Here is a 26,373-nt window from a genome sequence, read left to right as displayed (position 1 = left end):
CCTGCCCGTGAAGCGCCATTGAAGAAGCCACCTCCGGGTGGCTTTTTCGTTGTCAGTCCAGAAAGCGTTGCGCGTGATCCGCCGGCGGCATCAGGCAGCTCTCGCTCCGCCCGAACCAACGGTAGCGATTGCGCGCGAGCCATCGGTAGAGGGCATCGCGCAGCGGTGCTGGAATCAGCCACGCGGCCCAGGCCAGCCGCCAAGGCCAGCCAAGCGCATGCAGCACGCGCAGGATGGCGGCCGTGTGCTGCCAGCGGCGATCTCCCTCGACGAGCAGCAGCGTCTGCAGGCCATTGATCTGCAGTCCAGCGCGGGCCAGCAGCGCCTGGCCATTCACACCCTGGATCGATGCGAAACGCAGCACACGCCGCCGGTCATGGCGCAGCAGGAATCGAACCCAGCCGTCGCACAGCAGGCATTGCGCATCGAACACGACGATCACGGCAGGGGCCTCGCCGTCGACAGGTCGAGGTGGCCGCGGTAGGCCGCCACAGTACCGATGCCCGGCAGGCTGCCCCGCACGTCGAAATGCAGTTCGCGACCCACGCCCGTCTCAACCGCATGCACGCGCGGCATCAGCCAGCGCGGGCACGGTACACCGAGGCAGCGAACCCGACGCAGCCGCATCACCAATGCGCCCTGTTGCGCGCTCAGCGCGAAATGCAGGCGCAGCGGGCCGAGTTGCTCCACCAGGTCGCCACCGTGCAGGCCCATGCGTGATCGCATCATCCGGCCTGGGAAGTAGCGGGTCCAGGTTTCGGCATCGGTGCGAGCATCGAGTTCGAAGCGGATCGCGTGTCGGCCCCGCTGCTGCGGCGTGCCGAGCAGTCGCGCAATCGAGCGGGCGACCCAAGTCTGCGGCTCTGCCGTTTCAGCCCAGCCGTCGAAGGCAACGCGTCCTGCGCTGCTGTGGAATTCGCAAACGGCTGGGGCCAATTGGGTGAATGCGGCGCCCATGAGCGTCGCATAGAGGGACCGGGTCAATCGCCACCTCCGCCGCCGCCACAGCCCCCGCCGCCGCAGCTTGATCCGCCATCGCTCGCGCTGCTGCTGTCATTCGAGCCACCGTCACCGCTACTGGATTCGCTGCCGCCGAAACCACCCGAATCACCCGGCCCGGAGCCCGAGCCGCCGTCGCTGAAGCTGGTGCCGCAATGCGTGCCCGAATTCGCGGCACGGTCGATGTCACCGCAGTCGGGCACGTAGCTGAAGCCACCCGCGATGGCGAACTTGGCATCGAGCGCAAACAGCAACGGCAGGCGGCTGGGCCGGCGGGGGTCGATGCTCTCCTCCTTGCAGGCCCAATACCAGGTGCGGCGCAGGCCGTCGTTGCGCTTCGCGCTGCGCCCGAGCACCTCGGCCGGCGTGTGGTGCAGCATGCCACCGAAGGCGTAGCGGCACCACTGCTGGTAGGCCTGGGTGTGCAGGATGAACTCGTGCCAGGCGGCGTCGACCAGCTTCGACGGCATGCCGACGAACGCCCGGTTGCTGCGCAAATGCGCCATGAAGAACTGCCGCAGGCCACGCACGACGAGTTCGGTGTCGCGCGGCTGGAGTTGCGGGTAGATGTCGCGCAGCTTGTCCAGCAGAAAAGGCGGCAGGCGCGCCTCACGGACGAATTGCCGGCGCGCACTCTCCTGCCATGCCTTGAGCGCACCGCTGAGCACGACACCGATCACGATGGCCGCGAAGAACACCCAGGCACTGCGCCCATAGAGCACGGCCGCGGCGCAGAACACCCACAGCAACCGTCGTCCCCACGCCAGCGCATCGATGCGGCGACGGAAGTTGAGCGACGAGAGCGCCGTCACACCACCACCGGCTCCGGCTCGAGCCGGATACCGAAGCGCTCGTACACGCTGGTCTGGATCGCCTTGGCCAGCGTCATCACCTCGCCGCCGGTGACAGGGTCCTCGCGGCCACCGCGATTGACCAGCACCAGCGCCTGCTTCTCATACACGCCGGCGTTGCCGACCGACTTGCCCTTCCAGCCGCAGGCGTCGATGAGCCAGCCGGCCGCCAGCTTGATGCTGCCGTCGGCCATCGGGTAGTGCACGATCTTCGGGTCGCGCGCGATGATGTCGGCGCACTGCTCGGGCGTGACCGTCGGGTTCTTGAAGAAGCTGCCGGCATTGCCGAGCACGCGCCAGTCGGGCAGCTTGGCGCGGCGGATGGCGCAGACCCAGTCGAACATCTCGCGCGCGTCGGGCATGAAGTTTCCGGTCTCTTCCATCTTGCGTTCGAGATCGAAGTAGCCGGCCACCGCCTTCCAGGGCTTCGGCAGCCGGAAGCGCACGCGCGTGATGAGCGCGCGGCCCGCCAGGCCGAAGTCGTTGTCGCCGCTGGCCGCGTGCTTGAAGACCGAGTCGCGGTAGCCGAAGGCGCACTGCGCCGCATCGAGCGTGAAGACGCGGCCGGTCACGAGGTCGATCGCGTCGAGCGAATCGAAGCGGTCTTGCAGTTCGACACCGTAGGCGCCGATGTTCTGCACCGGCGAGCCGCCCACGGTGCCCGGGATGAGCGCCAGGTTCTCGAGGCCGGGAAAGCCGTTGTCGACCGTCCACTGCACCGTCTCGTGCCAGTTCTCGCCGGCCCCGGCCTCGACGATCCAGGCGCGATCGGTTTCCTCGACCAGGCGCCGGCCCGTGATCTCGACCTTGAGCACCAGCGGCTTCACGTCGCCGGTGAGCACGATGTTGCTGCCACCGCCAAGCACGAACTTGGGCGCGTCGCGCCACTGCGCGTCGGCCCGCAGCGCGGCCAGGTCGGCCTCGCTCGCGATGCGCACGAGGTGCTGCGCGCGCGCGACGATGCCGAAGCTGTTGAAGGGCTGCAGCGCGACGTTGGACTCCACGATCATGGGAGAATTGTCGCATTCACCTTGCGCATCCGAGGAGCCTGCATGCCGTCTTTCGATACCGTCTGCGAACCGAACCTTCCCGAGGTCAAAAACGCCGTGGAAAACACGGCCAAGGAAATCGCGACCCGCTTCGACTTCAAGGGAACGGCCGCCGCCGTGGAACTGAAGGACAAGGAGATCACCATGATCGGCGACGCCGAATTCCAGCTCGTGCAGGTCGAAGACATCCTGCGCGCCAAGCTGACCAAGCGCAGCGTCGACGTGCGCTTCCTCGACAAGGGCGACGTGCAAAAGATCGGCGGCGACAAGGTCAAGCAGGTCATCAAGGTCAAGAGCGGCATCGAGACCGAAGACGCCAAGAAGATCACCCGTCTGCTCAAGGACAGCAAGATGAAGGTGCAGGCCGCCATCCAGGGCGACGCGGTGCGGGTCACCGGCGCCAAGCGCGACGACCTGCAGGCGGCCATGGCGCTCATCAAGAAGGACCTGCCGGACATGCCGCTGTCCTTCAACAACTTCCGCGACTGAGCCGCCCATGAAGGCCCCGCTGCTCGCCCTGTGGCTGGGCCTCGCCGCCGCCGGTGCCCATGCCGACTCGGTGATGCTCACCGGCACCATCGGCAACCGGGCGATCCTGGTGGTCAACGGCGGTGCGCCGAAGACGGTGGCCATCGGCGAGAAAGTGCAGAACGTGCGCCTGCTGTCGCTGCAGGACGGCCAGGCAGTGGTCGAATCCGCCGGCCAGCGCATCACGCTGCGGATGGATTCGCCGGTGAGCGTCGGCGAAGGCGGGGGTGGCGGCGCAAGCGGTTCGCGCATCGTGCTCAACGCCGACAGCCGCGGCCACTTCATGGCCAGCGGCGCCATCAACGGCCGCAGCGGCGTCAGCTTCATGCTCGACACCGGCGCCACCACGGTGGCCATGTCGGTGGCCGACGCGACGCGCATCGGGCTCGACTACCAGAAGGGCACGCCGGTGCGCATGAACACCGCCAACGGCGTGGCGCAGGGCTACCGGTTGCGGCTCGATTCGGTGCGGGTGGGCGACGTCGAGGTGCGCGACATCGACGCCATCGTGTCGCAGCAGCCGATGCCCTTCGTGCTGCTGGGCAACAGCTTCATCGGCCGCTTCTCGATGCGGCGGGATGCCGAGCAGATGGTGCTCGAGCGCCGCTTCTGAGCGGCGCGGGCGGCGCTCAGCGCTGGGCCGCCGTCACCACCACTTCGATCTTGTAGCCCTTGTTGGCCAGGGCTGCCTGCACGGTGGCGCGCGGCGGCGTGTGGCCGGCCGGCACCCAGGCGTCCCACACCTCGTTCATCGCGCCGATCTCGGCGATGTCGGTCAGGAAGATCTGCGTCATGAGGAGGCAGGTCTTGTCGCTGCCGGCCTCGGCCAGCAGCCTGTCGATCATCGCGAGCACCTGCGCTGTCTGGCCGCGGATGTCCGCCGTGATGTCGTCGGGCACCTGGCCCGCGAGATAGACGGTGCCGTTGTGCACGGCCGTCTCGCTCAGGCGCGGGCCGACGTGAAAGCGTTGAATCTCTGCCATGGTCATTCCTTTTTCTTGTTGGCGCCGAGCTTCGACTCGGTGCCTGCCGCCAGACGGCGGATGTTTTCGCGATGGCGCCAGATCAGCAGCAGGCTGATGGCGATGAGGGTGACGAGCACCGTCCGGTTCAGCGGCCAGGCGATGCCGCCGCCGATCAGGTAGAACGACGGCGCGAAGAAGGCGGCGACCAGCGACGCCAGCGACGAGTAGCGAAAGAAGAAGGCGATGATGGCCCAGCTCATGCCGGTGGCGAGCCCGAGCATCCAGTCGATGCCGACCAGCACGCCCGCCGCCGTGGCCACGCCCTTACCCCCCTTGAAGCCGAAGAAGACCGGGTACAGGTGGCCGATGAAGGACGCGAGGCCCGCCAACGCCGCGGTGCCCATGCCCATGCCGAGGTCGGGCCCGACCAGGCCGATGACGAACACCGGCAGCCAGCCCTTGAGCGCATCGAGCAGCAGCGTGGCCAGGGCCGCGCCCTTGTTGCCCGAACGCAGCACGTTGGTGGCGCCGGGGTTGCCGCTGCCGTAGCTGCGCGGGTCGGCCATGCCCATCGCGCGGCTCACGATCACCGCGAAGGACAGCGAACCGACCAGGTACGACAGGACGATCGCGATGAACGAGGGAAGATGAAAGCTCAAGGGGGACTCCGTGGGGCTGCGCCGCGCTCGCGGCGGGCCGCCGTCGTCGGGCTGGCTATTCTGCCAGCGCGCACTGCACCGGTTGCGCGCCGAGCAGCGTCACGCACACCTGCGGATCGATGCCTACCAGGTAGCCGCGACGCCCACCGTTGATCGCGATCTTCGGCAGGTCGAGGATGGTCGACTCGATGTAGACCGGCATGTCGCGCTTGGTGCCGAAGGGCGAGGTGCCGCCGACCAGGTAGCCGCTGTGCCGGTTCGCCACCTCGGGCTTGCAGGGCTCGACCGACTTGGCGCCGATCTGCCGCGCGAGGTTCTTGGTCGACACCGTGCGGTTGCCGTGCATCAGCACCAGCAACGGCTTGGCGTCCTGGTCCTGCATCACCAGCGTCTTGACCACCGTGAACGGGTCGAAGCCGAGCACCGCCGCGCTGTGCTGCGCCCCGCCGTGCTCGAGGTACTCGTACGGATGCTCGGTGAAGGCGATGCCGTGGGCGCGCAGCAGTTGCGTCGCCGGCGTTTCGCTGACGTGCTGCTTGCGCGCCATGGCCGCGGTCGATCAGTTCGCGGGGTCGCGGATGTCCCAGCGGATCTTGTCGATCTCGGCCAGCACCTCCGGCGACAGCCGGGTGCCCCAGGCGTCGATGTCCTCGTCGAGCTGCGCCACCGAGGTCACGCCGATGATGGTGCTCGCCACCTGCCACTTGGTGTAGCAGAAGGCCAGCGCCAGGCGCGCCGGTGTCATGCCGTGGTCACGCGCGAGCTGGTTGTAGCGGCGCGCGGCCTTGAGCGCATCGGGCCGGCCCCAGCGCTGCTTTCGCACGGATTCATAGCTGGAAATGCGGGCGCCCTTCGGTGCGTCGGGGCCCTCGATGCCGCTCCGGTCGTACTTGCCGGTGAGCAGGCCGAAGCCGAGCGGCGAATAGGCCAGCAGCGACACGTCAAGCCGGTGCATCGTTTCGTCCAGCCCGTTCTCGAGGCCGCGGCTGACGAGGCAGTACACGTTCTGCACCGACGCCACGCGCGGCAGCCCGTGCTGCTCGGCGAGGCGGACGAACTCGTGCACGCCGTAGGGCGTCTCGTTCGACAGGCCGATGTGGCGCACCTTGCCGGCCTTGACCAGGCCGCCGAGCGCTTCGAGCTGTTCGTGGATCGATGTTTCCGACGTCTCTTTCGTCGGGTCGTAGTACAGGTTGCCGAAGGCCGGCACATGGCGCTCGGGCCAGTGGATCTGGTAGAGGTCGATCACGTCGGTCTGCAGGCGCTTCAGGCTGGCGTCGCACGACGCCACGATGTCCGCGGCGGTCATGCCCTTGCCTTCGCGCACCCAGTCCATGCCGCGCGACGGGCCCGCGACCTTGGTGGCCAGCGTGACCTTCTGGCGCGCACCGGGGCGCTTGGCGAACCAGTCGCCGAGGATGGTTTCGGTGGCGCCGAAGGTTTCGCGGCGGGCCGGCACGGCGTACATCTCGGCCGTGTCGAGGAAGTCCACCCCACGCTCCAGCGAGCGGTCGAGGATGGCGTGGGCGGTCGGCGAATCGACCTGCTCGCCGAAGGTCATGGTGCCGAGGCAGATCGGGGTGACGTGCAGATCACTCTGCCCGAGTCGGATGCGTTGCATGGTGTGGATCGCGCGGATCGGAGAAGGAGAAGGTCGAAACTCTACCGCGCGCCGCGCAATGCTGCAGCGCACCCGCCGCATGTGCGCCGCCTGTCCGATGGGTGACGGTCCCCGCGGTGCGGCTTCGTATGATCACTCGCCATGTACGCTCCCCGACGCCCTTCCCGCAGCGACCACGTGCCGGTGCGCACCCTGCGCTACCACCTGCGCACCTGGGGCACCCCGTCGACAGTGCGTCCGCCCCTCGTGCTGCTGCACGGCTGGATGGACGTGTCGGCCTCCTGGCAGTTCGTCGTCGACGCCATGGCCGAGGAGCGCTTCGTCGTCGCGCCCGACTGGCGCGGCTTCGGCGGGACCGACGGCGGCGCGGTCGACAACTACTGGCTGCCCGACTACCTGGCCGACCTCGAGGGGCTGCTCGACCATGTCGCGCTCGACACGCCGGTCGACCTGGTCGGCCACAGCATGGGCGGCAACATCGCCATGCAGTACGCCGGTGTGCGGCCGCAGCGCATCCGCCGGCTGGTCAACCTCGAGGGCTTCGGCATGCCCGCGCGCCAGCCCGAGGAGGCGCCCGCGCGCTACGGGCAGTGGATCGACCAACTCAAGAAGCTGCACCGCGGCGAGATGGCGATGCAGGGCTACCCCGACCCCGACGGCGTGGCGCGCCGCCTGATGAAGACCAACCCGCGCCTGCCGCAGGACAAGGCCGACTGGCTGGCGCGGCACTGGGCCGCCGAGCACCGCCACGCCGACGGCGGCACCCGCTGGGCCATCCTCGGCGACGCGGCGCACAAGGTGGTCAACGCCAACCTCTACCGTGTGGACGAGGCCCTGGCCCTCTACGCCGCCATCACCGCGCCGGTGCTGTCGATCGAGGCGAGCGACGACAGCCTGGCCCGCTGGGCCGGGGACTACACCCTGGCGCAATTCCACGAGCGCCTGAAGGCCGTACGCGACGTTCGCAGCGTACGGTTGCCCGATTGCGGCCACATGCTCCATCACGACCAGCCCCAACGCGTGGCGGCACAGATCGAATACTTCCTGCGCTGAGGCGAACAGGACCGCTCGCGGCCTTCTCCGACACACGCAGACACCAATCGCGGGCAGACTCGGCGGGTTTTGCTCACTCTGCGCGCAGCCATGCCTCACACCGCCGTCAACGCCATCGATCCCCAAGAGTTCCAGCGCGTGCTGAGCCGCAACGTCAAGTTGCCGTTGATCGGGGGACTCATCGGCGCGGTGGTCTTCGTCGGCCTGATCTTCTACCTGCTGTCGGTCATCTCCTGGGTCGAGCACACCGACCGCGTCACCCGGGAGGCCAGCGAACTGCAACGTCTGAGCGTCGACCTCGAAACCGGCATGCGCGGCTTCCTGATCACCGGCGACGAGGCCTTTCTGCAGCCGTACGAGAGCGCGCAGCCACGCCTCATGGCCGGGTTGGCAAGCCTGCGTGCCCTGGTCAGCGACAACCAATCCCAAGCCGACCGGATCGAGCGCATCACCACGCTGCAGACGGCCTGGAACCAGTTCGCCGCCGAGATGATTGCGCTGCGCCGCGCGGGCGGCGACTACCAGCAGGTGATCAAGGCCGGGCGCGGCAAACGCCTGTCCGACGACATGCGCACCGGCTACGCCAACTTCATCAACGTGGAGCAGACGCTGCGCTTCCAGCGCAACAACGAGGCCAACAACACCGCGCTGGCCGTGGTCGGCCTGTTCCTCTTCTTCACGCTCTCGCTCGCCGGCCTGCTCGCCTTTTTCGGGCGGCGCCAGCTGGTCGCCCTGTCCACCGGCTACGACGCCGTCCTCCAACGCCAGGCCAGCCATGGCGAGACGCTGCAGCGGCAGGCCTGGCTGCGCGGCGCCCAGACCGACCTGACCGCCGAACTCGTCGGCGAACTCAGCGCCCAGGAGATGGGCCGCAAGGTGCTCGACTTCTTCGCGAGCCACGTCGGCAGCAGCGTGGGCGCCATGTACGTGCGCGAACGCTCGGGCCAATTGCGCCGCGTGGCCAGCTACGGCTTCTCGGCCGAAGCCGAGGCCACGCCCCAGGTGCTCGCGCCGACGCAGAGCCTGGTTGCCCAGGCCGCGGTCGAAAAGCGGCTGATGCTGATCGAACCGGTCACGGCCGACTACCTGCGCGTGAACACCGGCCTGGGCGACATGGCGCCGCGCGCGGCCGTGCTGCTGCCGGTGGTGCACGACGGCCGGGTCAACGGCGTGATCGAGCTGGGCCTGCTGCACGCGCCGGACGAACGTGCCAAGGAGCTGTTCGAACTGCTGGCCGGCAACATCGGCAGCTCGGTAGCCGCCGTGCGCTACCGCGAGCAGTTGCAGGACGCGCTGGCCGAGACGCAGCAGCTCAACGAGGAATTGCAGGTGCAGCAGGAAGAACTGCGCACCGCCAACGAGGAACTGGAAGAACAATCGCGTGCGCTGCGGGCCTCGCAGGCCACGCTGGAAAACCAGCAGGCCGAGCTGGAGCAGACCAACAGCCAGCTGTCGGAACGCACCGAGGCGCTCGACCTGCGCAACGCGGCGCTGCGCCGCGTGCAGGCCGACCTGGAAGACCGCGCACAGGAGCTGCAGCGCGCCAGCCGCTACAAGTCGGAGTTCCTCGCGAACATGTCGCACGAGCTGCGCACGCCGCTCAACAGCGCGCTCATCCTGGCCAAGCTGCTGGGCGACAACCCGCAGGGCAATCTCACGGCCGAACAGGTCAAGTTCGCCGAATCGATCTATTCGTCGGGCAACGACCTGCTGGTGCTCATCAACGACATCCTGGACATCGCGAAGGTCGAGGCCGGCAAGCTCGAGCTGGTGGCCGAAGAGGTGCCGCTCGCCCGCCTGGCCGACAGCCTGGCGATGACCTTCACGCCGCTGGCGGGGCAGAAGCAGCTCGACTTCCAGACATCGATCGCGCCCGACGCGCCCGCGTTGCTCGTGACCGATCGCCAGCGTCTGGAACAGGTGTTGAAGAACCTGCTGTCGAACGCACTCAAGTTCACCGACCGCGGCCAGGTCGGCCTTGCTATCTCGGGCGGTCCCGACGGCGGCGCCCGCTTCGCGGTGCGCGACTCGGGCATCGGCATCTCCCCCGACCAGCAGGAGGTGATCTTCGAGGCCTTCCGCCAGGCCGACGGCACCACCAGCCGGCGCTACGGCGGCACCGGCCTGGGCTTGTCGATTTCGCGCGACCTCACCAAGCTGCTCGGTGGCACGCTCACGGTCGACAGCACGCCCGGCCAGGGCAGCACCTTCACGCTGACGATGCCGGCGCAGGCGCCGGTGCAAGCGCGCATGGATGCGCCCGTGGTGGCCGCCACGCCGGCTCGCCTGTACACGACGCCCGAGGCGGCGATGCCGGCCGCCTCGCCGACCATCCCGGCGCCGGTGATTCCGCAGTTCGCCGACGACCGCGCGCAGCCGCGCAACGCATCGCGGCGCGTGCTGGTGATCGAGGACGAACCGCAGTTCGCGCACATCCTGTACGACCTGGCCCATGAGCTGGGTTACCAATGCATCGTGGCCCACGGCGCCGGCGACGGCTTCGATCTGGCCACGCAGCTGCTGCCCGATGCGATCCTGCTCGACATGCGGCTGCCGGACGCACCGGGCCTCAACGTGCTGCAGAAGCTCAAGGACCAGCCGCAGACGCGCCACATCCCGGTGCACATCGTCTCGGCCATGGACCACACCGAGACCGCCATGCACATGGGCGCGATCGGCTATGCGCTCAAGCCCGCCTCCCGCGAACAGCTCAAGCAGGTGTTCCAGAAGCTGGAAGACAAGCTCACGCAGAAGGTCAAGACCGTGCTGCTGGTGGAAGACGACGCCGTGCAGCGTGACGCGGTGGTGAAGCTGATCGGCGACGATGACGTGGCGATCACCGCGGTCGGCTCCGGCGAGGAAGCGCTCGCACTGCTGCGCACCCGCGTCTTCGACTGCATGGTGACCGACCTGCGCCTGCCCGACATGCAGGGCAGCGAGCTGCTCAAGAAGATGGCCACGGAAGAGATCTGCTCGTTCCCGCCGGTCATCGTCTACACCGGCCGCAACCTGACCCGCGACGAGGAGGCCGAGCTGCTGCGCTATTCGCGCTCGATCATCATCAAGGGCGCGCGCTCGCCCGAACGCCTGCTCGACGAGGTGACGCTGTTCCTGCACAAGGTCGAGGCCGACCTGTCGACCGAGCGCCGCAACATGCTCAAGGCGGCGCGCGGACGCGACCGCGTGTTCGAAGGCCGCCGCATCCTGCTGGTGGACGACGACGTGCGCAACATCTTTGCGCTCACCAGCGCGCTGGAGCAGCGCGGCGCCATCGTCGAGATCGGCCGCAACGGCCGCGAGGCGCTCGAGAAGCTCGACCGCGTGGCCGACATCGACCTCGTGCTGATGGATGTGATGATGCCGGAGATGGACGGCCTGGAGGCCACGCGCCGCCTGCGCCAGGACCCGCGTTTCGAGAAGCTGCCCGTCATCACGGTCACGGCCAAGGCCACGAAGGACGACCAGGCGCAGTGCCTGGCCGCCGGTGCCAGCGACTACCTCGCCAAGCCGGTCGACCTGGACCGCCTCTTCTCGCTGCTGCGCGTCTGGATGCCGAAGATGGAGCGGCTGTGACCGACGACGCACAGAGGTCGCTGCGGCCGATCGAGCCGCCAAGCGACATCGACATCGAGCTGCGGCTGCTGATGGAAGCGATCTTCCTGAAGTACAGCTACGACTTTCGCAACTACACCGGCGCGTCGCAGAAGCGCCGCGTGCGCTATGCCCTGGAGCAGCTGCGGCTGCCGAACGTCTCGGCGCTGCAGGAACGGGTGCTGCACGACCCCACGGTGTTCGCGCAGCTGCTGCAATACCTGACGATTCCGGTGAGCGAGATGTTCCGCGATCCGGGCTACTTCCTCACGCTGCGCCAGCAGGTGGTGCCCGTGCTGCAGACCTACCCGTCCGTCAAGGTCTGGGTGGCGGGCTGCAGCACCGGCGAGGAAGCCTGGTCGCTGGCGATCCTGCTGCGCGAGGAAGGCCTGCTCGACCGCACCCAGATCTACGCGACCGACATCAACCCGGCGTCGCTCGACAAGGCGCGCCAGGGCATCTTCCCGATGGAGGCGGTGCGCAACTACACCGCCAACTACCAGCGCGCCGGTGGCAAGCGCGCCTTCTCCGACTACTACACCGCCGCCTACGATGCCGCGCGCTTCGACCCCTCGCTGTGCGCCAACGCGGTGTTCGCGGACCACAGCCTGGCGACCGACAGCGTGTTCGCCGAAACGCAGCTGGTGTCGTGCCGCAACGTGCTGATCTACTTCAACCGGGCGCTGCAGGACCGCGCGCTCGGCCTGTTCCACGAGTCGCTGTGCCACCGTGGCTTCCTCGGCCTGGGCGCCAAGGAGAGCATCGACTTCTCGTCCTTCTCCACCCGCTTCGACACGCTGGCGCGTGCCGAGCGCCTCTACCGCAAAGCCTCGTGACGACCACGCCGATCGCGCCGACTCCGCTGACTCCGCTGCACCGGGTCGAGGCCGCCGTCATCGGCACCTCGGCGGGCGGGGTCGACGCGCTCGCCACGCTGCTGGCCGACCTGCCGACGCCATGGCGCCTGCCGCTGGTCGCCGTGATCCACATGCCCGAGCGGCGCGAGAGCCGGCTGCCGGAGGTGTTCGCCCACCGCCTGTCGATCCCGGTGCGCGAAGCCGAGGACAAGGCGCCGGTCGCGGGCGGCACGCTCTACTTCGCGCCGCCGAGCTACCACCTGTCGATCGAGCGCAGCCGCGAGTTCTCGCTCAGTTGCGAACCGCCGGTGATGTGGTCGCGCCCGTCGATCGATTTGCTGATGACCTCGGCCGCCGACGCGTACGGGCCGCTGGTGGCGGGCCTGCTGCTCACCGGCGCCAACCCCGACGGTGCGCTGGGCATGCGCCACATCCACCACGCCGGCGGCCTGACGGCCGTGCAGGACCCCGACGAAGCCGCTGTCGATACCATGCCCCGTGCGGCGCTGGCGCTTCACCACCCCGACCGCGTGCTCCCGCTGCGCGCGCTGCGTACCCTACTGATGGATTTGAATGCGCTCCATGCCGCTTGACGTCGAAAGCAAACTGCTGATCGTCGACGACCTTCCCGAGAACCTGCTGGCCCTGCAGGCGCTCATCCGCGGGCCCGCGCGCCCGGTGTTCCAGGCGACCTCCGCCGAGCTGGCGCTGGCGCTGATGCTGGAGCACGAATTCGCGCTTGCCATCCTCGACGTGCAGATGCCCGGCATGAACGGCTTCGAGCTGGCCGAGCTGATGCGGGGCACCGAGCGCACCCGGCACATCCCCATCATCTTCGTGAGCGCCGCCGGCCGCGAGATGAACTACGCCTTCAAGGGCTACGAGAGCGGTGCGGTCGACTTCCTGCAGAAGCCGCTGGACCCGCACGTGGTCGCCAGCAAGGTCAACGTCTTCGTCGACCTGCACCGCCACCGCAAGGCGCTCAAGCACGAGATGGAGGCACTGGCCGCCGCCCACAGCGAGCAGGCCGCGCTGGTCGAGAAGCTGCAGGTGGCGCAGGCCGACCTGGAGCGGGCGGTGCGCATGCGCGACGACTTCATGTCGATGGTGTCGCACGAGCTGCGCACGCCGCTCAACACGCTCTACCTGGAGACGCAGGTGCGCAAGCTGCATCTGGGCAAGGGCAACCTGGCGCCCTTCTCGCCCGAGAAGCTGCCGGCCATGATCGAGCGCGACCAGCGCCAGATCCAGAACATGGTGCGGCTGATCGACGACATGCTCGACGTGTCGCGCCTGCGCAGCGGCTCGCTGTCGATCCGGCCGAAGCCCTTCGACCTCTCCGCGATGGCACGGCGCGTGGTCGAGAGCCTGGTCAACCAGGCCGAGGCCACGAGCTCCACGCTCGACATCGAGGCGTCGCAGCCCATCGACGGCGTGTGGGACGAGTTCCGCATCGAGCAGGTGCTGACCAACCTGATCACCAACGCCTTGCGCTACGGCCGCGGCAGCCCGGTCGCCGTCGCCGTGACGCGGTCGGGCGACCAGGCCGTGATGACCGTGCGCGACCAGGGCATCGGCATCGCGCCGGAAGACCAGGGCCGCATCTTCGAACAGTTCGAGCGCACCGACGACAGCCGCAAACACGCCGCCGGGCTGGGCCTGGGGCTCTACATCACCCGCGAGATCGTGCGCGCGCACGGCGGCGAGATCACCGTGGAGAGCGCGCCGGGCAAAGGCGCCCTCTTTCGCGTCACGCTGCCGCTGCACGCCCCGCCGGACGACGCCTGAGCCGCTCCCGCCCACGGCGCGCGTGGGTGCTTGGCGGGCATGAGAAAATCGCCGGTTGCTTCCCGGTTCGCACCGGGCCACCGTACTTTTCGAGGATCTCCCCATGGACGCAGAACAAATCAACCAAATTGGCGCACTGCTGGCAGACCTGAGCGCCCGCACCCTCGAGTTACGGGGGTATCTTTGACTACGATGCCAAAGCCGAACGTCTGAGGACGGTCAACGCGTCGCTCGAAGACCCCACCGTCTGGAACGACCCGAAGAAGGCCCAGGAACTGGGCCGCGAGAAGAAGTCGCTCGACGACGTGGTCGTCACGCTCGACCGGCTCACCAGCGGCCTGTCGGACAACACCGAGCTGTTCGAGATGTCGAAGGAAGACGGCGACATGGACGGCCTCCAGGCCATCGCCGATGACGCCGCCACGCTCGAAGCCGACATCAAGCAGCTCGAGTTCCGCCGGATGTTCAACAACCCGGCCGATCCGCTGAATGCGTTCATCGACATCCAGGCCGGCGCGGGCGGCACCGAGGCCTGCGACTGGGCCAGCATGCTGCTGCGCCAGTACCTGAAGTACGCCGAGCGCAAGGGCTTCAAGACGCAGATCGAGGACGAGACGCCGGGCGACACGGCCGGCATCAAGGGTGCGACCATCAAGGTCGAGGGCGACTACGCCTTCGGCCTGCTGCGCACCGAGACCGGCGTGCACCGCCTGGTGCGCAAGTCGCCCTTCGACTCCTCGGGCGGGCGCCACACCAGCTTCGCCTCGATCTTCGTGTACCCGGAAATCGACGACTCGATCGAAATCAACATCAACCCGTCGGACGTGCGCACCGACACCTTCCGCGCGTCGGGCGCCGGCGGCCAGCACATCAACAAGACCGATTCGGCCGTGCGGCTCACGCACATCCCGACCGGCATCGTGGTGCAGTGCCAGGACGGCCGCAGCCAGCACAGCAACCGCGACGTGGCGTGGAAGCGCCTGCGCTCGCGCCTGTACGACTTCGAGCTGCGCAAGCAGCAGGAAGCGCAGCAGAAGCTGGAAGACAACAAGACCGACGTGGGCTGGGGCCACCAGATCCGCAGCTACGTGCTGGACAACAGCCGCATCAAGGACCTGCGCACCAACGTCGAAGTCTCGGCCACGCAGAAGGTGCTCGACGGCGACCTCGATGTGTTCATCGAAGCCTCGTTGAAGCAAGGCGTCTGATGGCACGCACCGACGCGCTGATCTTCGACATGGACGGCACCATGGTCGATTCCATGCCCTGGCACGCGAAGGCCTGGGTGGAGTTCGCGCGCCGCCGGGGCATGACGCTGGACGTGGCCGACCTGATGCGCCGCACCACCGGCCGCAATGCCTTCGAGTGCGCGTGCGAACTGATGGCGCGCGAGGTGACCGAGGCCGAAAGCGCGGCGATCACCCACGAGAAGGAATCGATCTACCGCGAGATGTTCGGCGCGGTGTTCGCCGAGGTGGCCGGCTTTCGCGCCTTCGCCCGGTCGGCGGTGGCGCGCGGTCTGAAGGTCGCCGTCGGCACCGCCGGCGACCGTCACAACATCGCCTTCGTGATGGAGCGCCTCCGCATGGACCCGTTGCCACTGACCATCGTCGGCGGCGACGAAGGCTTCGCCGGCAAGCCGACGCCGGCCATCTTCCTCGAGGCGGCTCGCCGCATCGGCGTGGCACCCGAACACTGCATCGTGTTCGAAGACGCCCCCTTCGGCATCGAAGCCGCCCGCCGCGGCGGCATGCGCGCCGTGGCCGTGTGCACCACCCACAGCGCCGCCGAACTGGCCGGCCCGCACGTGATCGCCGCCGTGCGCGACTACGACGAACTCGCCCAATCGAATTTTCTGGAGACCCTCGATGCTGCAACTGCGTGATGGACAAGGACAGCCGCTGGCGATCCGCCGCGAAGACTATGTCGCGCCCGCCTGGTGGATCGACACCGTCGAGCTGACCTTCGACCTGGACCCCGCCAAGACCCGCGTGCTCAACCGCATGCGGCTGCGCCGCAACCCGGACAGCGTCGGCGGCCCGCTGCGCCTGGACGGCGACGAGCTGAACCTGGCGCGCGTGCTGGTCGACGGCCAGGGCGCGTCGTTCCGCATGGACGCGGGCCAGCTGGTGATCGACAACCTGCCCGAGAGCTTCGAGCTGGAGATCTTCACCACCTGCTGCCCGGTGAAGAACACCAAGCTCATGGGCCTGTTCGTGAGCGAGAACACCTTCTTCACGCAGTGCGAGGCCGAGGGCTTTCGCCGCATCACCTACTTCCTCGACCGTCCGGACGTGATGGCAAGCTACACCGTCACGCTGCGTGCCGACAAGGCCGCCTACCCGGTGCTGCTGTCGAACGGCAACCTGGTCGACAGCGGCGACCTGCCCGAAGGCCGCCACTTCGCGAAGTGGGTCGACCCCTTCCGCAAGCCGAGCTACCTGTTCGCGCTGGTCGCGGGCAAGCTGGTGGCGCGCGAGCAGCGCATCCGCACGCGCGCCGGCAAGGACCACCTGCTGCAGGTGTACGTGCGCGCCGGCGACCTCGACAAGACCGAGCATGCGATGAACTCCCTGATCAACTCGGTGCTGTGGGACGAGACGCGCTTCGGCCTGCCGCTGGACCTGGACCGCTTCATGATCGTCGCCACCAGCGACTTCAACATGGGCGCGATGGAGAACAAGGGCCTGAACATCTTCAACACGAAGTACGTTCTGGCCAACCAGGCGACCGCCACCGACGCCGACTACGGCAACATCGAGAGCGTGGTCGGCCACGAGTACTTCCACAACTGGTCGGGCGACCGCGTGACCTGCCGCGACTGGTTCCAGCTCTCGCTCAAGGAAGGCCTCACGGTCTTTCGCGACCAGGAGTTCAGCATGGACCTGTGCGCCGACGCCTCGGCCCGCGCGGTCAAGCGCATCGAGGACGTGCGCGTGCTGCGCACCGCCCAGTTCCCCGAGGACGCGGGCCCCATGGCCCACCCGGTGCGGCCCGACAGCTACATCGAGATCAGCAACTTCTACACCGTCACCATCTACGAGAAGGGTGCGGAGGTGGTGCGCATGATGCAGACGCTGGTCGGCCGCAAGGGCTTCGAGGCCGGCATCACGCTGTACTTCAAGCGCCACGACGGCCAGGCCGTGACCTGCGACGACTTCGCGCAGGCGATTGCCGACGCCAACCTCGACTCCGACCTGTCGCGCCTGCTGCCGCAGTTCAAGCGCTGGTACAGCCAGGCCGGCACGCCGCGTCTGGCGGCTCGCGGCCACTACGACGCCGACGCGCGCACCTACACGCTGCGCTTGGAGCAGACCTGTGCGCCCACGCCGGGCCAGCCGCTCAAGCTGCCCTTCGTCATCCCGGTGAACCTGGGCCTGCTCGACGCCAGCGGCCGCGAACTGCCGCTGCAGCTCGACGGGGAGGTCGACGTGAAGCGCGGCACGCACACGCTGGTGCTGACCGAATCGGCGCAGCAGTTCACCTTCGTCGGCGTCGATTCGGAGCCGGTACCGTCGATCCTGCGTGGCTTCAGTGCGCCGGTGATCCTCGACTTCGACTACAGCGACGCCCAGCTGCTCACGCTGCTGGCGAACGACCCCGACCCGTTCAACCGCTGGGAAGCCGGCCAGCGCCTCGCGCTGCGCAGCGCGCTGAAGGCCCTCGACGACAGTGCCGCGCCCGACGCGCCGGTGCTCGACACCGCGTATGTCGACGCGATGGCGGCCGTGCTGCGCAACCCGGCGCTCGACGCCGCCTTCAAGGAGCTGGTGCTCACGCTGCCCTCGGAAACCTACATCGCCGAGCAACTGCCGGTGGTCGACCCGCAACGCATCCACGCGGTGCGTGAAGCCATGCGGGCGCAGCTGGCCACCGCCCTCTTCGCGCAATGGGAAACCACGTACGAAGCGCACCACGACACCGGTGCCTACACGCCCGACGCCCGCTCGGCCGGCCGCCGCGCGCTCGCGGGCATGGCGCTCATGCACCTGTGCCTGGCCGCCCGCGCATCGGGTGACGCCGTGTGGCCCGGCAAGACCCTGCAGCGCTTCAAGGACGCCGGCAACATGACCGACCGCTTCAACGCGCTGTCGGCCCTGGTGTCCTCGGGCCATTCGCTGGCGGCGCCGGCCCTGGCGCGCTTCCACGCGATCTTCAAGGACGAGGCGCTGGTCATCGACAAGTGGTTCTCGCTGCAGGCCGGCTCGCCGGACCGCGGCGGCGACGTGCTGCCGCTGGTCAAGCAGCTGATGAAGCACCCGGACTTCTCGCTCAAGAACCCGAACCGCGCGCGCAGCGTGATCTTCAGCTACTGCAGCGCCAACCCCGGTGCCTTCCACCGCCCGGACGCCGCCGGCTACGTGTTCTGGTCCGAGCGTGTGTGCGAGCTCGACGCCATCAACCCGCAGGTGGCCGCCCGCCTGGCCCGCTCGCTCGACCGCTGGAGCAAGCTGGCCGAACCCTACCGCAGCGCCGCACGCGAGGCCATCGCGCGCGTGGCCGCCAAACCCGAGCTCAGCAAGGACACCCAGGAAGTGGTGAACCGCGCACTGGCCGATTGATCGAGAGGACCCCCCATGTCACAACAGAAAATCTCACTCACCCGTTACCTCGTCGAGCAACAACGCGCCGACGGCCACATCCCCGGCCAGCTGCGCCTGCTGCTCGAGGTGGTGGCACGCGCTTGCAAGAGCATCAGCCAGGCCGTCAACAAGGGCGACCTGGGCGGCGTGCTCGGCACCGCCGAGAGCGAGAACGTGCAGGGCGAAGTCCAGAAGAAGCTGGACATCATCGCCAACGAAGTGCTCATCGAGGCCAACGAATGGGGCGGCCACCTCGCCGCCATGGCCAGCGAAGAGATGGACAGCATCTACGTGGTGCCCAACCGCTACCCGCAGGGCGAATACCTGCTGCTGTTCGACCCGCTAGACGGCTCGAGCAACATCGATGTGAACGTGAGCATCGGCACCATCTTCAGCGTGCTGAAGAAGCCCGAAGGCCACCCGGGCGTGCAGGAAGCCGACTTCCTGCAGGCCGGCGCCAAACAGGTGGCGGCCGGCTACTGCATCTACGGCCCGCAAACCACGCTGGTGCTGACCGTGGGCGATGGCGTCGCGATGTTCACGCTCGACCGCGAGCAGGGTTCGTTCGTGCTGACCAAGGAGAACATCCAGATCCCGGCCGACACCAAGGAATTCGCGATCAACATGAGCAACATGCGGCACTGGGATGCGCCGGTGAAGCGCTACATCGACGAATGCCTGGCCGGCAGCGAAGGCCCGCGCGCCAAGGACTTCAACATGCGCTGGATCGCCAGCATGGTGACCGACGTGCATCGCATCCTGATGCGCGGCGGCATCTTCCTGTACCCCTGGGACAAGCGCGAGCCGGGCAAGCCCGGCAAGCTGCGCCTGATGTACGAGGCCAACCCGATGAGCTGGCTGGTCGAACAAGCCGGCGGCATGGCCACCAACGGCCGCGAGCGCATCCTCGACATCGCGCCGGGCAAGTTGCACGAACGCGTCAGTGTGATGCTCGGATCAAAAAATGAGGTCGAGCGCGTGACCCGCTATCACGACCCGCTATAATCGCAGGCTTCGCCGGTGTAGCTCAGTCGGTAGAGCAGCTCATTCGTAATGAGAAGGTCGGGTGTTCGATTCATCTCTCCGGCACCAATACAGAAAAAGCGCTGTTGTCATCCTCGGATGGCAACAGCGCTTTTTTCTTGTTGCGCGCCGACGCGCCTGCTCAGCTCAGTCGTGCGATGACATGTGCGTCGCCGCTCGAGGCACATAAGTCGCAAAAACACGGGCAGCGAGCCGCAGCAGCTCGAAATCCTCGTCGTCCAGGGCGAACGCGGCGAGGTCGAAATGGCAGACCGTGCCCAGGATATGTCCCTCCGTCGACACCAGCGGCACCGAATGGTAGGAATTCATGATGCCCTGGTAGGGATGGCCCGCAAGGCGTTCGTCCAGTGCGGAGTTGTCAGTCCTGAACTGCCCTTCCCGCACCGCGAACTGGCAGAAGCTTTCGTCGTAGGGAACGTTCTTCAGGTAGGCCGGGCAGGGTTCGTCGCGCTTGTCGACCAGCGCCAGATGACCAGCCGGTCCCGCCCTTGCAGCTGATACACCGCACTGTAGCGATGCTGGATCCTGTCATTGAGCACACGCAGCGCAGCAGCGAGCCCGCTCGCTTTCAATGCCTGCGCCATGACGTCGAAGGTGCCATCCATGCCGCCACTGTAGCGGCTAGGTAGGAATGCCCCTACGTCATACAACATGCCACCAGCGGGCTCCGGGCGGTAGGGCCGCCTTCAGGGATCGACCCCCAGGTACGTGTCCTCCTTCAGCTCCTCCATCACCACATAGCTGTTCGACTGCGCCGACACCGGCAGCCGTTTGAGGATGCCGCCGAGCAGCTGGCGGTACTGCTCCATGCCCTTGATGCGGAACTTGAGCAGGTAGTCGAAGCTGCCGGACACCAGGTGGCATTCCATCAGTTCGGGCATGTGGATCAGTTCGCGCCGGGTCTGCTCGAACAGGTCGTCGGACTTGGCGGACAGCTTGATCTCCACGAAGACCAGCAGCGTGCGGCCGACCGCCGCCGGTGCGACCCGGGCGTGGTAGCCGGTGATGACCCGTTCGCGCTCCAGGCGGCGCACCCGCTCCGAGCAGGCCGAGGCCGACAGGCCGATCTGCTCGGCCAGTTCCGCATTGGAGATGCGGCCATTGCGCTGCAGCGAATCCAGGATTTTTCGGTCGATTCGGTCGAGGTCGATCATTCTTCGGTGGCGCCATGAAAAGCGGGGAGAGAACCGCGATTCTCACGTCAAAGAAGCCCCACATCCGTGAAAGCTGCGGCCGACCACCCTCTAGATTCGTGTTTTCTATTCTTCTGCTGGAATCACTGTGAAAGTCGTTGTCCTGGGCTCGGGCGTCGTCGGCGCCACCACCGCGTACTACCTGGCCCGCGCAGGCGCCGACGTGACAGTGCTCGACCGCCAGCCCGGCCCGGCGCTGGAGACGAGCTTCGGCAACGCCGGCCAGGTGTCGCCCGGCTATTCCACGCCCTGGGCCGCACCGGGTATTCCGCTGAAGGCCTTGAAGTGGATGTTCCAGACGCACGCGCCGCTGGCCGTGCGGCCCGACGGCACGCTCTTCCAGCTGCGCTGGATCGCCGCCATGCTGCGCAACTGCACCGACGCGCGCTACACGGTGAACAAGGAACGGATGATGCGCATCGCGGAATACAGCCGCGACTGCCTGCGCACGCTGCGCGCGGACACTGGCATCGCCTACGAGCACCGCACGGGGGGCACGCTTCAGCTTTTCCGCAAGGCCGAACAGCTCGAGGCGGTGAAGCGCGACACGGCCGTGCTCGAAGAGTGCGGCGTGGCTTACGAGCTGCTCGATGTCGACGGCATCGTCCAGGCCGAGCCCGCGCTCGCGCAGGCGCGTGACCGCCTGGTGGGCGGGCTGCGCCTGCCCGGCGACGAGACCGGCGACTGCCAGCGCTTCACGACCGCGCTGGTCGCGCTGGCCGAGGCGGCTGGCACCACCTTCCGCTTCGACGCGACGGCCACGCGCGTGCTGCACGACGGCCAGCGCATCCGCGGCATCGAGGTCGATGGCGACACCGTGACGGCCGACCGCTACGTGCTCGCGCTCGGCAGCTATTCGCGCGAGCTGCTGCTGCCGCTCGGCCTGGACCTGCCGGTCTATCCGGTGAAGGGCTATTCGCTCACCGCGCCGATCGTGGATGCATCGCTGGCGCCGGTGTCGACCGTGCTGGACGAAACCTACAAGATCGCCATCACGCGCTTCGACGACCGCATCCGCATCGGCGGCATGGCGGAGCTGTCGGGCTTCGACCTCGGCCTCAAGCCGCAGCGCCGCGCCACGCTGGAGATGGTCACGCGCGACCTGTTCCCGGGCGGCGACCTCGAAGCGGCCACCTTCTGGACCGGCCTGCGACCGATGACGCCGGACGGCACGCCCATCATCGGCGCCACGCGCCAGTTCCCGAACCTGTTCCTGAACACCGGCCACGGCACACTGGGCTGGACCATGGCCTGCGGCTCCGGCAAGCTGCTGGCCGACCTGGTGCTGGGGCAGCGCCCCGAGATCGACACCGAAGGTCTGTCGCTCGACCGCTATGCGCGCGGCGGTGCCGACAGCGCGCGCGGCCTGCAGGTGGCGCCAGCGGGTCGCGCGTCGCACGCCGGTTGACGCACGCCGGTTGAGGGCGCCGCACGGCGGGAGATGGCTGCAGGCCCACGGCATGCACATTGCGTAGGGTACGGTCGACACCTATGCTGCAATTTTTCTCCCGCCGGCTGGGCCGACTGAGCGTCGCCCGCAAGCTTCTCCTGATCTACCTGCTGGACCTGACGGCCGTCATTTTCATCAGCGGCATCCTCATCAACGAGAAGTTCATCGCCATCGACTTCGGCCGCAAGGAGAAAGCCGGCGCCGAGTACATCGCCCAGCTCCGCCCCACGCTGATGGCGGTGGCCGGCTGGCGCAACGCCACGCTGGCACCGCCGCAGTCGCTCGCCGACATCGAGCAATCCCTCGGCGCCGGCATGCAGAGCGCCCAGGCGAACGAGCGCTTCCGACAGGCTGTGGCGGCCCTCGCCGCATCGCCCGGCCGCGCCACAACCCGGGCCGCGCTCGACACCGGCCGCGCACTGGTCACGCGCGTGGGCAACCAGTCGAACCTGATCCTCGACCCGGACCTCGACAGCTACTACACGATGTCGCTGATCCTGCTGCGCTTTCCCGAACTGCTCGAGCTGACCTCGGAAATGGGCGCGCGTCTGCACTCCCACGGTGCAGGCGAGCTGGACGCCACCGAATCGCGCACCAAATACTTCATCCTCGAAGGCCGGATCGACGCTGTTGCCGCCGCCATCGCCAGCGACTACGGCGAGGCCTTCGCGGCGGCGTCGGGCCCGCTGCAGCCGCGCCTCGACGCGTCCCGTGCGCAGCTGCTGGCGAGCATCGACCGGTTCCGCACGGCCACCCGCAGCGCCATGACCGACGGCAGCGGCGGGCTCGCCCCTTTCGAGACGGCGCAGCAGGCGCTGTTCGCCAACCTCGACATGGCGTGGGACAGTGCCATCGTCGAACTCGACACCTTGCTCGAGGCGCGCGAGCGCGGCTTCTTCCAGCGCATGTGGATGCACCTGGGCACGGCGCTTTTCCTGCTGCTGCTGATCCTGGGCGCGGTGTTCTACGTGGCCCGCCAGATTTCGCGGCCGCTGCGTGGCCTCTCGCTCGTGGTCGACACGGTGCGCCGCACTGGCGACCACAGCCTGCGCGCCCGCTGGGAAAGCGGCGACGAGATCGGCCGGCTGGTGCTCGGCTTCAACGACATGCTGGCCCAGCTCGACCGCGAGCGCCGCGCACAGCAGGAACTGGCGGCCTCGGCACGCGCCGCCGAGGCGCAACGCGATCTGGTCGCCGCCATCCCGATTCCGCTCATGGTCACGGCCATTCCCGGGCACGAGGTGCTCAGCGCCAATCCGCCCGCGCAGGAATGGCTGGGCGGGCGCCAGATCGACCCGTGGGCGGCCGGACTCGACCCCGGCGTACGCAGCCGTTTCTTCCAGGGGCTGGCCGACCGCGGTCACGTCGATGAATTCGAGGTGTGCTGGCACGGCGGCGGGGCCTCGTCGTGGGCCGTGCTGTCGGCCAGGCGCCTGAACTACCAGGGCCAGGACGCACTGCTGACGGCCTTCACGCCGATCAACCAGCTCAAGGTGATGGAGCAGCGGCTGGAGCTGTGGTCGAAGGTGTTCGAAGCCTCCAACGAAGGCATCATGATCATCGACGCCGGCCGCAAGATCATCACGATGAACCGCGCGCTGGCACGGCTCACCGGGTACGACCCGCGCGAGCTCGAAGGCGAAAAGCCGGAGCGCCTGCTGGTTGGCCAAGGCGCCACCTTCGGCGACTTCTGGCCCCTGCTCGACCAGCGCGGCGCCTGGCAGGGTGAGGTGCTGGTGCGTCGCCGCAATAGCAGCAACTACCCGGCCTGGCTGGTCGCCAGTGTCGTGCGCGACGGGCCCGAGCGCATCTCGCACTACATCTTCACGTCCATCGACATCACCGAGCGCAAGCGCAGCGAGGAACGCATCCGCTTCCTGGCGCTGCACGACGTGCTGACCGAACTGCCGAACCGCTCGCTGTGCATCGAACGGCTGGGCACCGCCATGCAGCAGGCCCGCAAGGACAAGCGCCGCGTGGGCGTGGTGTTCATCGACCTGGACCGCTTCAAGAACATCAACGACTCGCTCGGCCACCACGTGGGCGACGCACTGCTGCGTGCGGTCGCCCGGCGCATGGTCGAGGCCACGCGAGCCGGCGACACCGTGAGCCGTTTGGGTGGCGATGAGTTCGTGATCGTCCTGGCCGACGTGACGGACACGGACGAGGTGCGCGACATCGTCGAGCAGCGCCTGGTGCCGGCGATCCGCCGGCCGTACCAGCTGCACGGCGCCGAACTGCACGTGTCGTGCAGCGCCGGCATCGCGATGTACCCCGACGACGCGCAGGACATCGATTCGCTCATGCGGCAGGCCGACGTCGCGATGTACCAGGGCAAGTCCGGCGGGCGCAGCATGGTGCACTTCTTCACGCCGGACATGGACGAGCGCGCACAGAAGCGCCTGCAGCTCGAGTCGCACCTGCGCCGCGCCATCGAGCGCGATGAACTCAGCCTGTCCTTCCAGCCGCGCGTGCAGGCGCGCACCGCGGCGCTGGTCGGCGTGGAGGCGCTGCTGCGCTGGCGCAGCGACGAGCTCGGCCCGGTGTCGCCGGCCGAATTCATCCCGATCGCCGAGGAGAGCGGGCAGATCGTCGACATCGGCGCGTGGGTCATCGCGCAGGCCTGCGCCCAGCAGGCGGCTTGGCGCGACCAGGGGCTGGGCACCGTGCCGGTGTCGATCAACGTGTCGGCCCTGCAGCTGCGCGACGGAAAACTCACCGGCGTGCTGCGCGATGCGATGGCGGCGCACGGCGTGGTGCCGTCCACGATCGAGATCGAGATCACCGAGTCGACACTGATGGATGCGGCCGAGCAGTCGCTCACACAGCTGCGTGCGCTCAAAGCGCTGGGTGTTCAGCTGTCGATCGACGACTTCGGCACCGGCTACTCGAGCCTGAACTACCTCAACCGCTTCCCGATCGACAAGCTGAAGATCGACCGCTCCTTCGTGCACGACATGCTCGACGATCCGACCGACCTGGCGATCGTGCGCGCCATCGTGGGCCTGGGCCACACCCTGGGTCTGCGCGTGGTGGCCGAGGGTGTCGAAAGCGCCGAGGAAGCGGCGCTGCTGCAGGCTGCGCACTGCGACGAGCTGCAGGGCTACCTGTTCGGACGGCCGATGCCGCCGGAGGAGATTCCCGACTGGATCCGGCAGTGCACGCCGGTTGTCACGGCTTGATCCCCCGTGCCTAGAAATTCGCGGCGAGCGCCATCGCGGCTGAGAGCGTGACCAGCGCGAGCACGGTCGACACCACGACGGCCGCGGTGACCTGCTCTTCGACGACCTTGTAGCGCTGCGAGAACAGGAAGGCGTTGGCGCCGATGGGCATCGCCGCGGCCACGACCATCACCGTGAGCGGCAGGCCGCGCACGCCCAGCAGCCAGCCGAAGCCGGCCACCAGCAGCGGGTGCACCACGTTCTTCACCATGGCCAGCGCGAGCGCGCCGCGCAGATGCGTGCCGACGGGGGTGAGTGCCAGCGTGATGCCGACCAGCACCAGCGCCACCGGGCTGAAGGCCTGGCCGAGCAGCATCAGCGGCTTGTCGATGGCCATCGGCAGCATGAGCCCGGTCTGCGCGAACAGCAGACCCACGATGATCGGCAGCGGCACCGGGTGCAGCACCGAATTGCGCACGGCGCGGGCCACGGTCCGGACGATCGGTTGCCGTACGCTGCCGCTCGCCGCGGCATGCTCGCGCGCGACGATGAGTTCGATCATGAGCGTGGCGGCCGTGATCAGCACCAGCGAATGCAGCGACACCAGGGTCAGCAGCACGACCAGCCCGGCCGGCCCGTAGGCCAGGTCGACCAGGGCCACACCGATGATCACGGTGTTGCTGAAGGTGGCGGTGATGGCCAGCACGGCAGCGCTTCGGGTGAGGCCGAGAAAGGCCAGCATCCCCACGAAGATGACGCCGGCCCCGATGAAATAGGCCGCGACCGGCCGCAGGCTCAGCGTCTCCACGTGGACCGTGCTCATGGCGCGGAACAGCAGCGCCGGCGCCAGCAGCAGGAAGACCAGGTTCGACAGGTCCTTCACCGCGTGGGCGCCGACCCAGCGGCGGCGCCCGGCGAAGTAGCCTGCGGCGATGAGAAGAACGACGGGCAGCAGCGCGGAGAGGACGGGCGAATTCACCG

At 68.0% G+C, this 26,373-nt stretch carries 25 protein-coding genes and 1 tRNA gene; 14 read left to right on the top strand and 12 right to left on the bottom strand.

Annotated elements, in window-relative coordinates:
- Window positions 1-52: 52 nt before the first annotated feature.
- From ACSFA2_RS04145 to murB, 4 genes are read right to left on the bottom strand one after another with little or no spacing between them, the layout of a single operon-like run.
- A complete protein-coding gene (locus tag ACSFA2_RS04145) occupies window positions 53-442 on the bottom strand; it encodes a thiol-disulfide oxidoreductase DCC family protein (protein WP_435454026.1) in 390 nt (129 codons plus the stop codon).
- The gene (locus ACSFA2_RS04140; protein WP_435454025.1) at window positions 439-984 is read right to left on the bottom strand and encodes a DUF4166 domain-containing protein; all 546 of its coding nucleotides are present in this window, start codon (window positions 982-984) and stop codon (window positions 439-441) included. The genes ACSFA2_RS04145 and ACSFA2_RS04140 overlap by 4 nt, the downstream gene beginning before the upstream one ends.
- Window positions 981-1,811, bottom strand: coding sequence for a glycine-rich domain-containing protein (locus tag ACSFA2_RS04135; protein ID WP_435454024.1), 831 nt, complete (start codon window positions 1,809-1,811; stop codon window positions 981-983). The genes ACSFA2_RS04140 and ACSFA2_RS04135 overlap by 4 nt, the downstream gene beginning before the upstream one ends.
- Complete coding sequence (gene murB / locus ACSFA2_RS04130) at window positions 1,808-2,860, bottom strand: UDP-N-acetylmuramate dehydrogenase (RefSeq protein WP_435454023.1); 1,053 nt, start codon at window positions 2,858-2,860, stop codon at window positions 1,808-1,810. The genes ACSFA2_RS04135 and murB overlap by 4 nt, the downstream gene beginning before the upstream one ends.
- 42 nt (window positions 2,861-2,902) lie before the next feature.
- Between murB and ACSFA2_RS04125 the strand changes: the two genes are divergently transcribed.
- Both ACSFA2_RS04125 and ACSFA2_RS04120 read left to right on the top strand, forming a co-directional pair.
- Complete coding sequence (locus tag ACSFA2_RS04125) at window positions 2,903-3,388, top strand: YajQ family cyclic di-GMP-binding protein (protein ID WP_435454022.1); 486 nt, start codon at window positions 2,903-2,905, stop codon at window positions 3,386-3,388.
- 7 nt (window positions 3,389-3,395) lie between these two features.
- A complete protein-coding gene (locus ACSFA2_RS04120; RefSeq protein ID WP_435454021.1) occupies window positions 3,396-4,040 on the top strand; it encodes a retropepsin-like aspartic protease family protein in 645 nt (214 codons plus the stop codon).
- Window positions 4,041-4,056: 16 nt separating this feature from the next.
- On the opposite strand, the gene ACSFA2_RS04115 is transcribed toward ACSFA2_RS04120, so the two are convergent.
- Genes ACSFA2_RS04115 through ACSFA2_RS04100 form a run of 4 tightly spaced genes read right to left on the bottom strand, consistent with a single transcriptional unit; the run spans window position 4,057 to window position 6,672 of the window.
- Window positions 4,057-4,410, bottom strand: coding sequence for a RidA family protein (locus ACSFA2_RS04115; protein WP_435454020.1), 354 nt, complete (start codon window positions 4,408-4,410; stop codon window positions 4,057-4,059).
- 2 nt (window positions 4,411-4,412) lie between these two features.
- Window positions 4,413-5,051, bottom strand: coding sequence for a glycerol-3-phosphate 1-O-acyltransferase PlsY (plsY, locus tag ACSFA2_RS04110; RefSeq protein ID WP_435454019.1), 639 nt, complete (start codon window positions 5,049-5,051; stop codon window positions 4,413-4,415).
- Window positions 5,052-5,106: 55 nt separating this feature from the next.
- Complete coding sequence (locus ACSFA2_RS04105) at window positions 5,107-5,598, bottom strand: aminoacyl-tRNA deacylase (protein WP_435454018.1); 492 nt, start codon at window positions 5,596-5,598, stop codon at window positions 5,107-5,109.
- 12 nt (window positions 5,599-5,610) lie between these two features.
- Window positions 5,611-6,672, bottom strand: coding sequence for an aldo/keto reductase (locus tag ACSFA2_RS04100; protein WP_435454017.1), 1,062 nt, complete (start codon window positions 6,670-6,672; stop codon window positions 5,611-5,613).
- A gap of 141 nt (window positions 6,673-6,813) precedes the next feature.
- Between ACSFA2_RS04100 and ACSFA2_RS04095 the strand changes: the two genes are divergently transcribed.
- From ACSFA2_RS04095 to ACSFA2_RS04050, 10 genes are all read left to right on the top strand, one after another.
- The gene (locus ACSFA2_RS04095) at window positions 6,814-7,725 is read left to right on the top strand and encodes an alpha/beta fold hydrolase (RefSeq protein ID WP_435454016.1); all 912 of its coding nucleotides are present in this window, start codon (window positions 6,814-6,816) and stop codon (window positions 7,723-7,725) included.
- Between the two features lie 90 nt (window positions 7,726-7,815).
- Window positions 7,816-11,298: a response regulator gene (locus ACSFA2_RS04090; RefSeq protein ID WP_435454015.1), complete on the top strand. Its 3,483-nt coding sequence runs from the start codon at window positions 7,816-7,818 to the stop codon at window positions 11,296-11,298.
- Between the two features lie 71 nt (window positions 11,299-11,369).
- Complete coding sequence (locus tag ACSFA2_RS04085; RefSeq protein ID WP_435454173.1) at window positions 11,370-12,152, top strand: CheR family methyltransferase; 783 nt, start codon at window positions 11,370-11,372, stop codon at window positions 12,150-12,152.
- A complete protein-coding gene (locus tag ACSFA2_RS04080) occupies window positions 12,149-12,766 on the top strand; it encodes a chemotaxis protein CheB (RefSeq protein WP_435454014.1) in 618 nt (205 codons plus the stop codon). Before ACSFA2_RS04085 ends, ACSFA2_RS04080 begins: the two co-directional genes overlap by 4 nt.
- Complete coding sequence (locus ACSFA2_RS04075) at window positions 12,756-13,961, top strand: hybrid sensor histidine kinase/response regulator (RefSeq protein ID WP_435454013.1); 1,206 nt, start codon at window positions 12,756-12,758, stop codon at window positions 13,959-13,961. The genes ACSFA2_RS04080 and ACSFA2_RS04075 overlap by 11 nt, the downstream gene beginning before the upstream one ends.
- 103 nt (window positions 13,962-14,064) lie before the next feature.
- Window positions 14,065-15,169 (top strand): peptide chain release factor 2 gene (prfB, locus tag ACSFA2_RS04070; RefSeq protein WP_435454012.1). Its coding sequence is split into 2 segments (ribosomal slippage): window positions 14,065-14,145 and window positions 14,147-15,169, totalling 1,104 coding nucleotides; the frame shifts between segments, so codons are not numbered across the junction.
- The gene (locus ACSFA2_RS04065; protein WP_435454011.1) at window positions 15,169-15,846 is read left to right on the top strand and encodes an HAD family hydrolase; all 678 of its coding nucleotides are present in this window, start codon (window positions 15,169-15,171) and stop codon (window positions 15,844-15,846) included. The genes prfB and ACSFA2_RS04065 overlap by 1 nt, the downstream gene beginning before the upstream one ends.
- Window positions 15,830-18,523: an aminopeptidase N gene (pepN, locus tag ACSFA2_RS04060; protein WP_435454010.1), complete on the top strand. Its 2,694-nt coding sequence runs from the start codon at window positions 15,830-15,832 to the stop codon at window positions 18,521-18,523. Before ACSFA2_RS04065 ends, pepN begins: the two co-directional genes overlap by 17 nt.
- A 15-nt stretch (window positions 18,524-18,538) precedes the next feature.
- Window positions 18,539-19,549 (top strand): class 1 fructose-bisphosphatase, encoded by a 1,011-nt coding sequence (locus tag ACSFA2_RS04055; RefSeq protein WP_435454009.1) that lies wholly within the window; start codon window positions 18,539-18,541, stop codon window positions 19,547-19,549.
- 11 nt (window positions 19,550-19,560) lie between these two features.
- A tRNA-Thr gene (locus ACSFA2_RS04050) sits at window positions 19,561-19,636 on the top strand.
- Between the two features lie 78 nt (window positions 19,637-19,714).
- On the opposite strand, the gene ACSFA2_RS04045 is transcribed toward ACSFA2_RS04050, so the two are convergent.
- The 3 genes from ACSFA2_RS04045 to ACSFA2_RS04035 all read right to left on the bottom strand — a co-directional run bounded on the left by ACSFA2_RS04045 (window position 19,715) and on the right by ACSFA2_RS04035 (window position 20,742).
- Window positions 19,715-19,897, bottom strand: coding sequence for a hypothetical protein (locus ACSFA2_RS04045; RefSeq protein WP_435454008.1), 183 nt, complete (start codon window positions 19,895-19,897; stop codon window positions 19,715-19,717).
- Window positions 19,898-20,010: 113 nt separating this feature from the next.
- Window positions 20,011-20,193, bottom strand: a complete 183-nt coding sequence (locus tag ACSFA2_RS04040; protein WP_435454007.1) for a hypothetical protein — start codon at window positions 20,191-20,193, stop codon at window positions 20,011-20,013.
- Between the two features lie 81 nt (window positions 20,194-20,274).
- A complete protein-coding gene (locus ACSFA2_RS04035; protein ID WP_435454006.1) occupies window positions 20,275-20,742 on the bottom strand; it encodes a winged helix-turn-helix transcriptional regulator in 468 nt (155 codons plus the stop codon).
- Between the two features lie 127 nt (window positions 20,743-20,869).
- On the opposite strand from ACSFA2_RS04035, the gene ACSFA2_RS04030 reads away from it, so the two are divergent.
- Together ACSFA2_RS04030 and ACSFA2_RS04025 are read left to right on the top strand one after the other, a co-directional pair.
- Window positions 20,870-22,189, top strand: coding sequence for a D-amino acid dehydrogenase (locus tag ACSFA2_RS04030; RefSeq protein ID WP_435454005.1), 1,320 nt, complete (start codon window positions 20,870-20,872; stop codon window positions 22,187-22,189).
- Between the two features lie 83 nt (window positions 22,190-22,272).
- Window positions 22,273-25,413: a bifunctional diguanylate cyclase/phosphodiesterase gene (locus tag ACSFA2_RS04025; protein WP_435454004.1), complete on the top strand. Its 3,141-nt coding sequence runs from the start codon at window positions 22,273-22,275 to the stop codon at window positions 25,411-25,413.
- Window positions 25,414-25,423: 10 nt separating this feature from the next.
- Here the strand turns inward: ACSFA2_RS04025 and ACSFA2_RS04020 are convergent, their stop codons facing one another.
- Window positions 25,424-26,371 (bottom strand): AEC family transporter, encoded by a 948-nt coding sequence (locus ACSFA2_RS04020; protein WP_435454003.1) that lies wholly within the window; start codon window positions 26,369-26,371, stop codon window positions 25,424-25,426.
- Window positions 26,372-26,373: the final 2 nt, after the last annotated feature.

The sequence above is a fragment of the Variovorax cryoconiti genome, from assembly GCF_051216395.1.
Taxonomy (GTDB): Bacteria; Pseudomonadota; Gammaproteobacteria; order Burkholderiales; family Burkholderiaceae_C; genus Variovorax.
The sequence above is the reverse complement of the archived record's forward strand: the minus strand, read 5'-3'. Positions and strand labels throughout refer to the sequence as shown.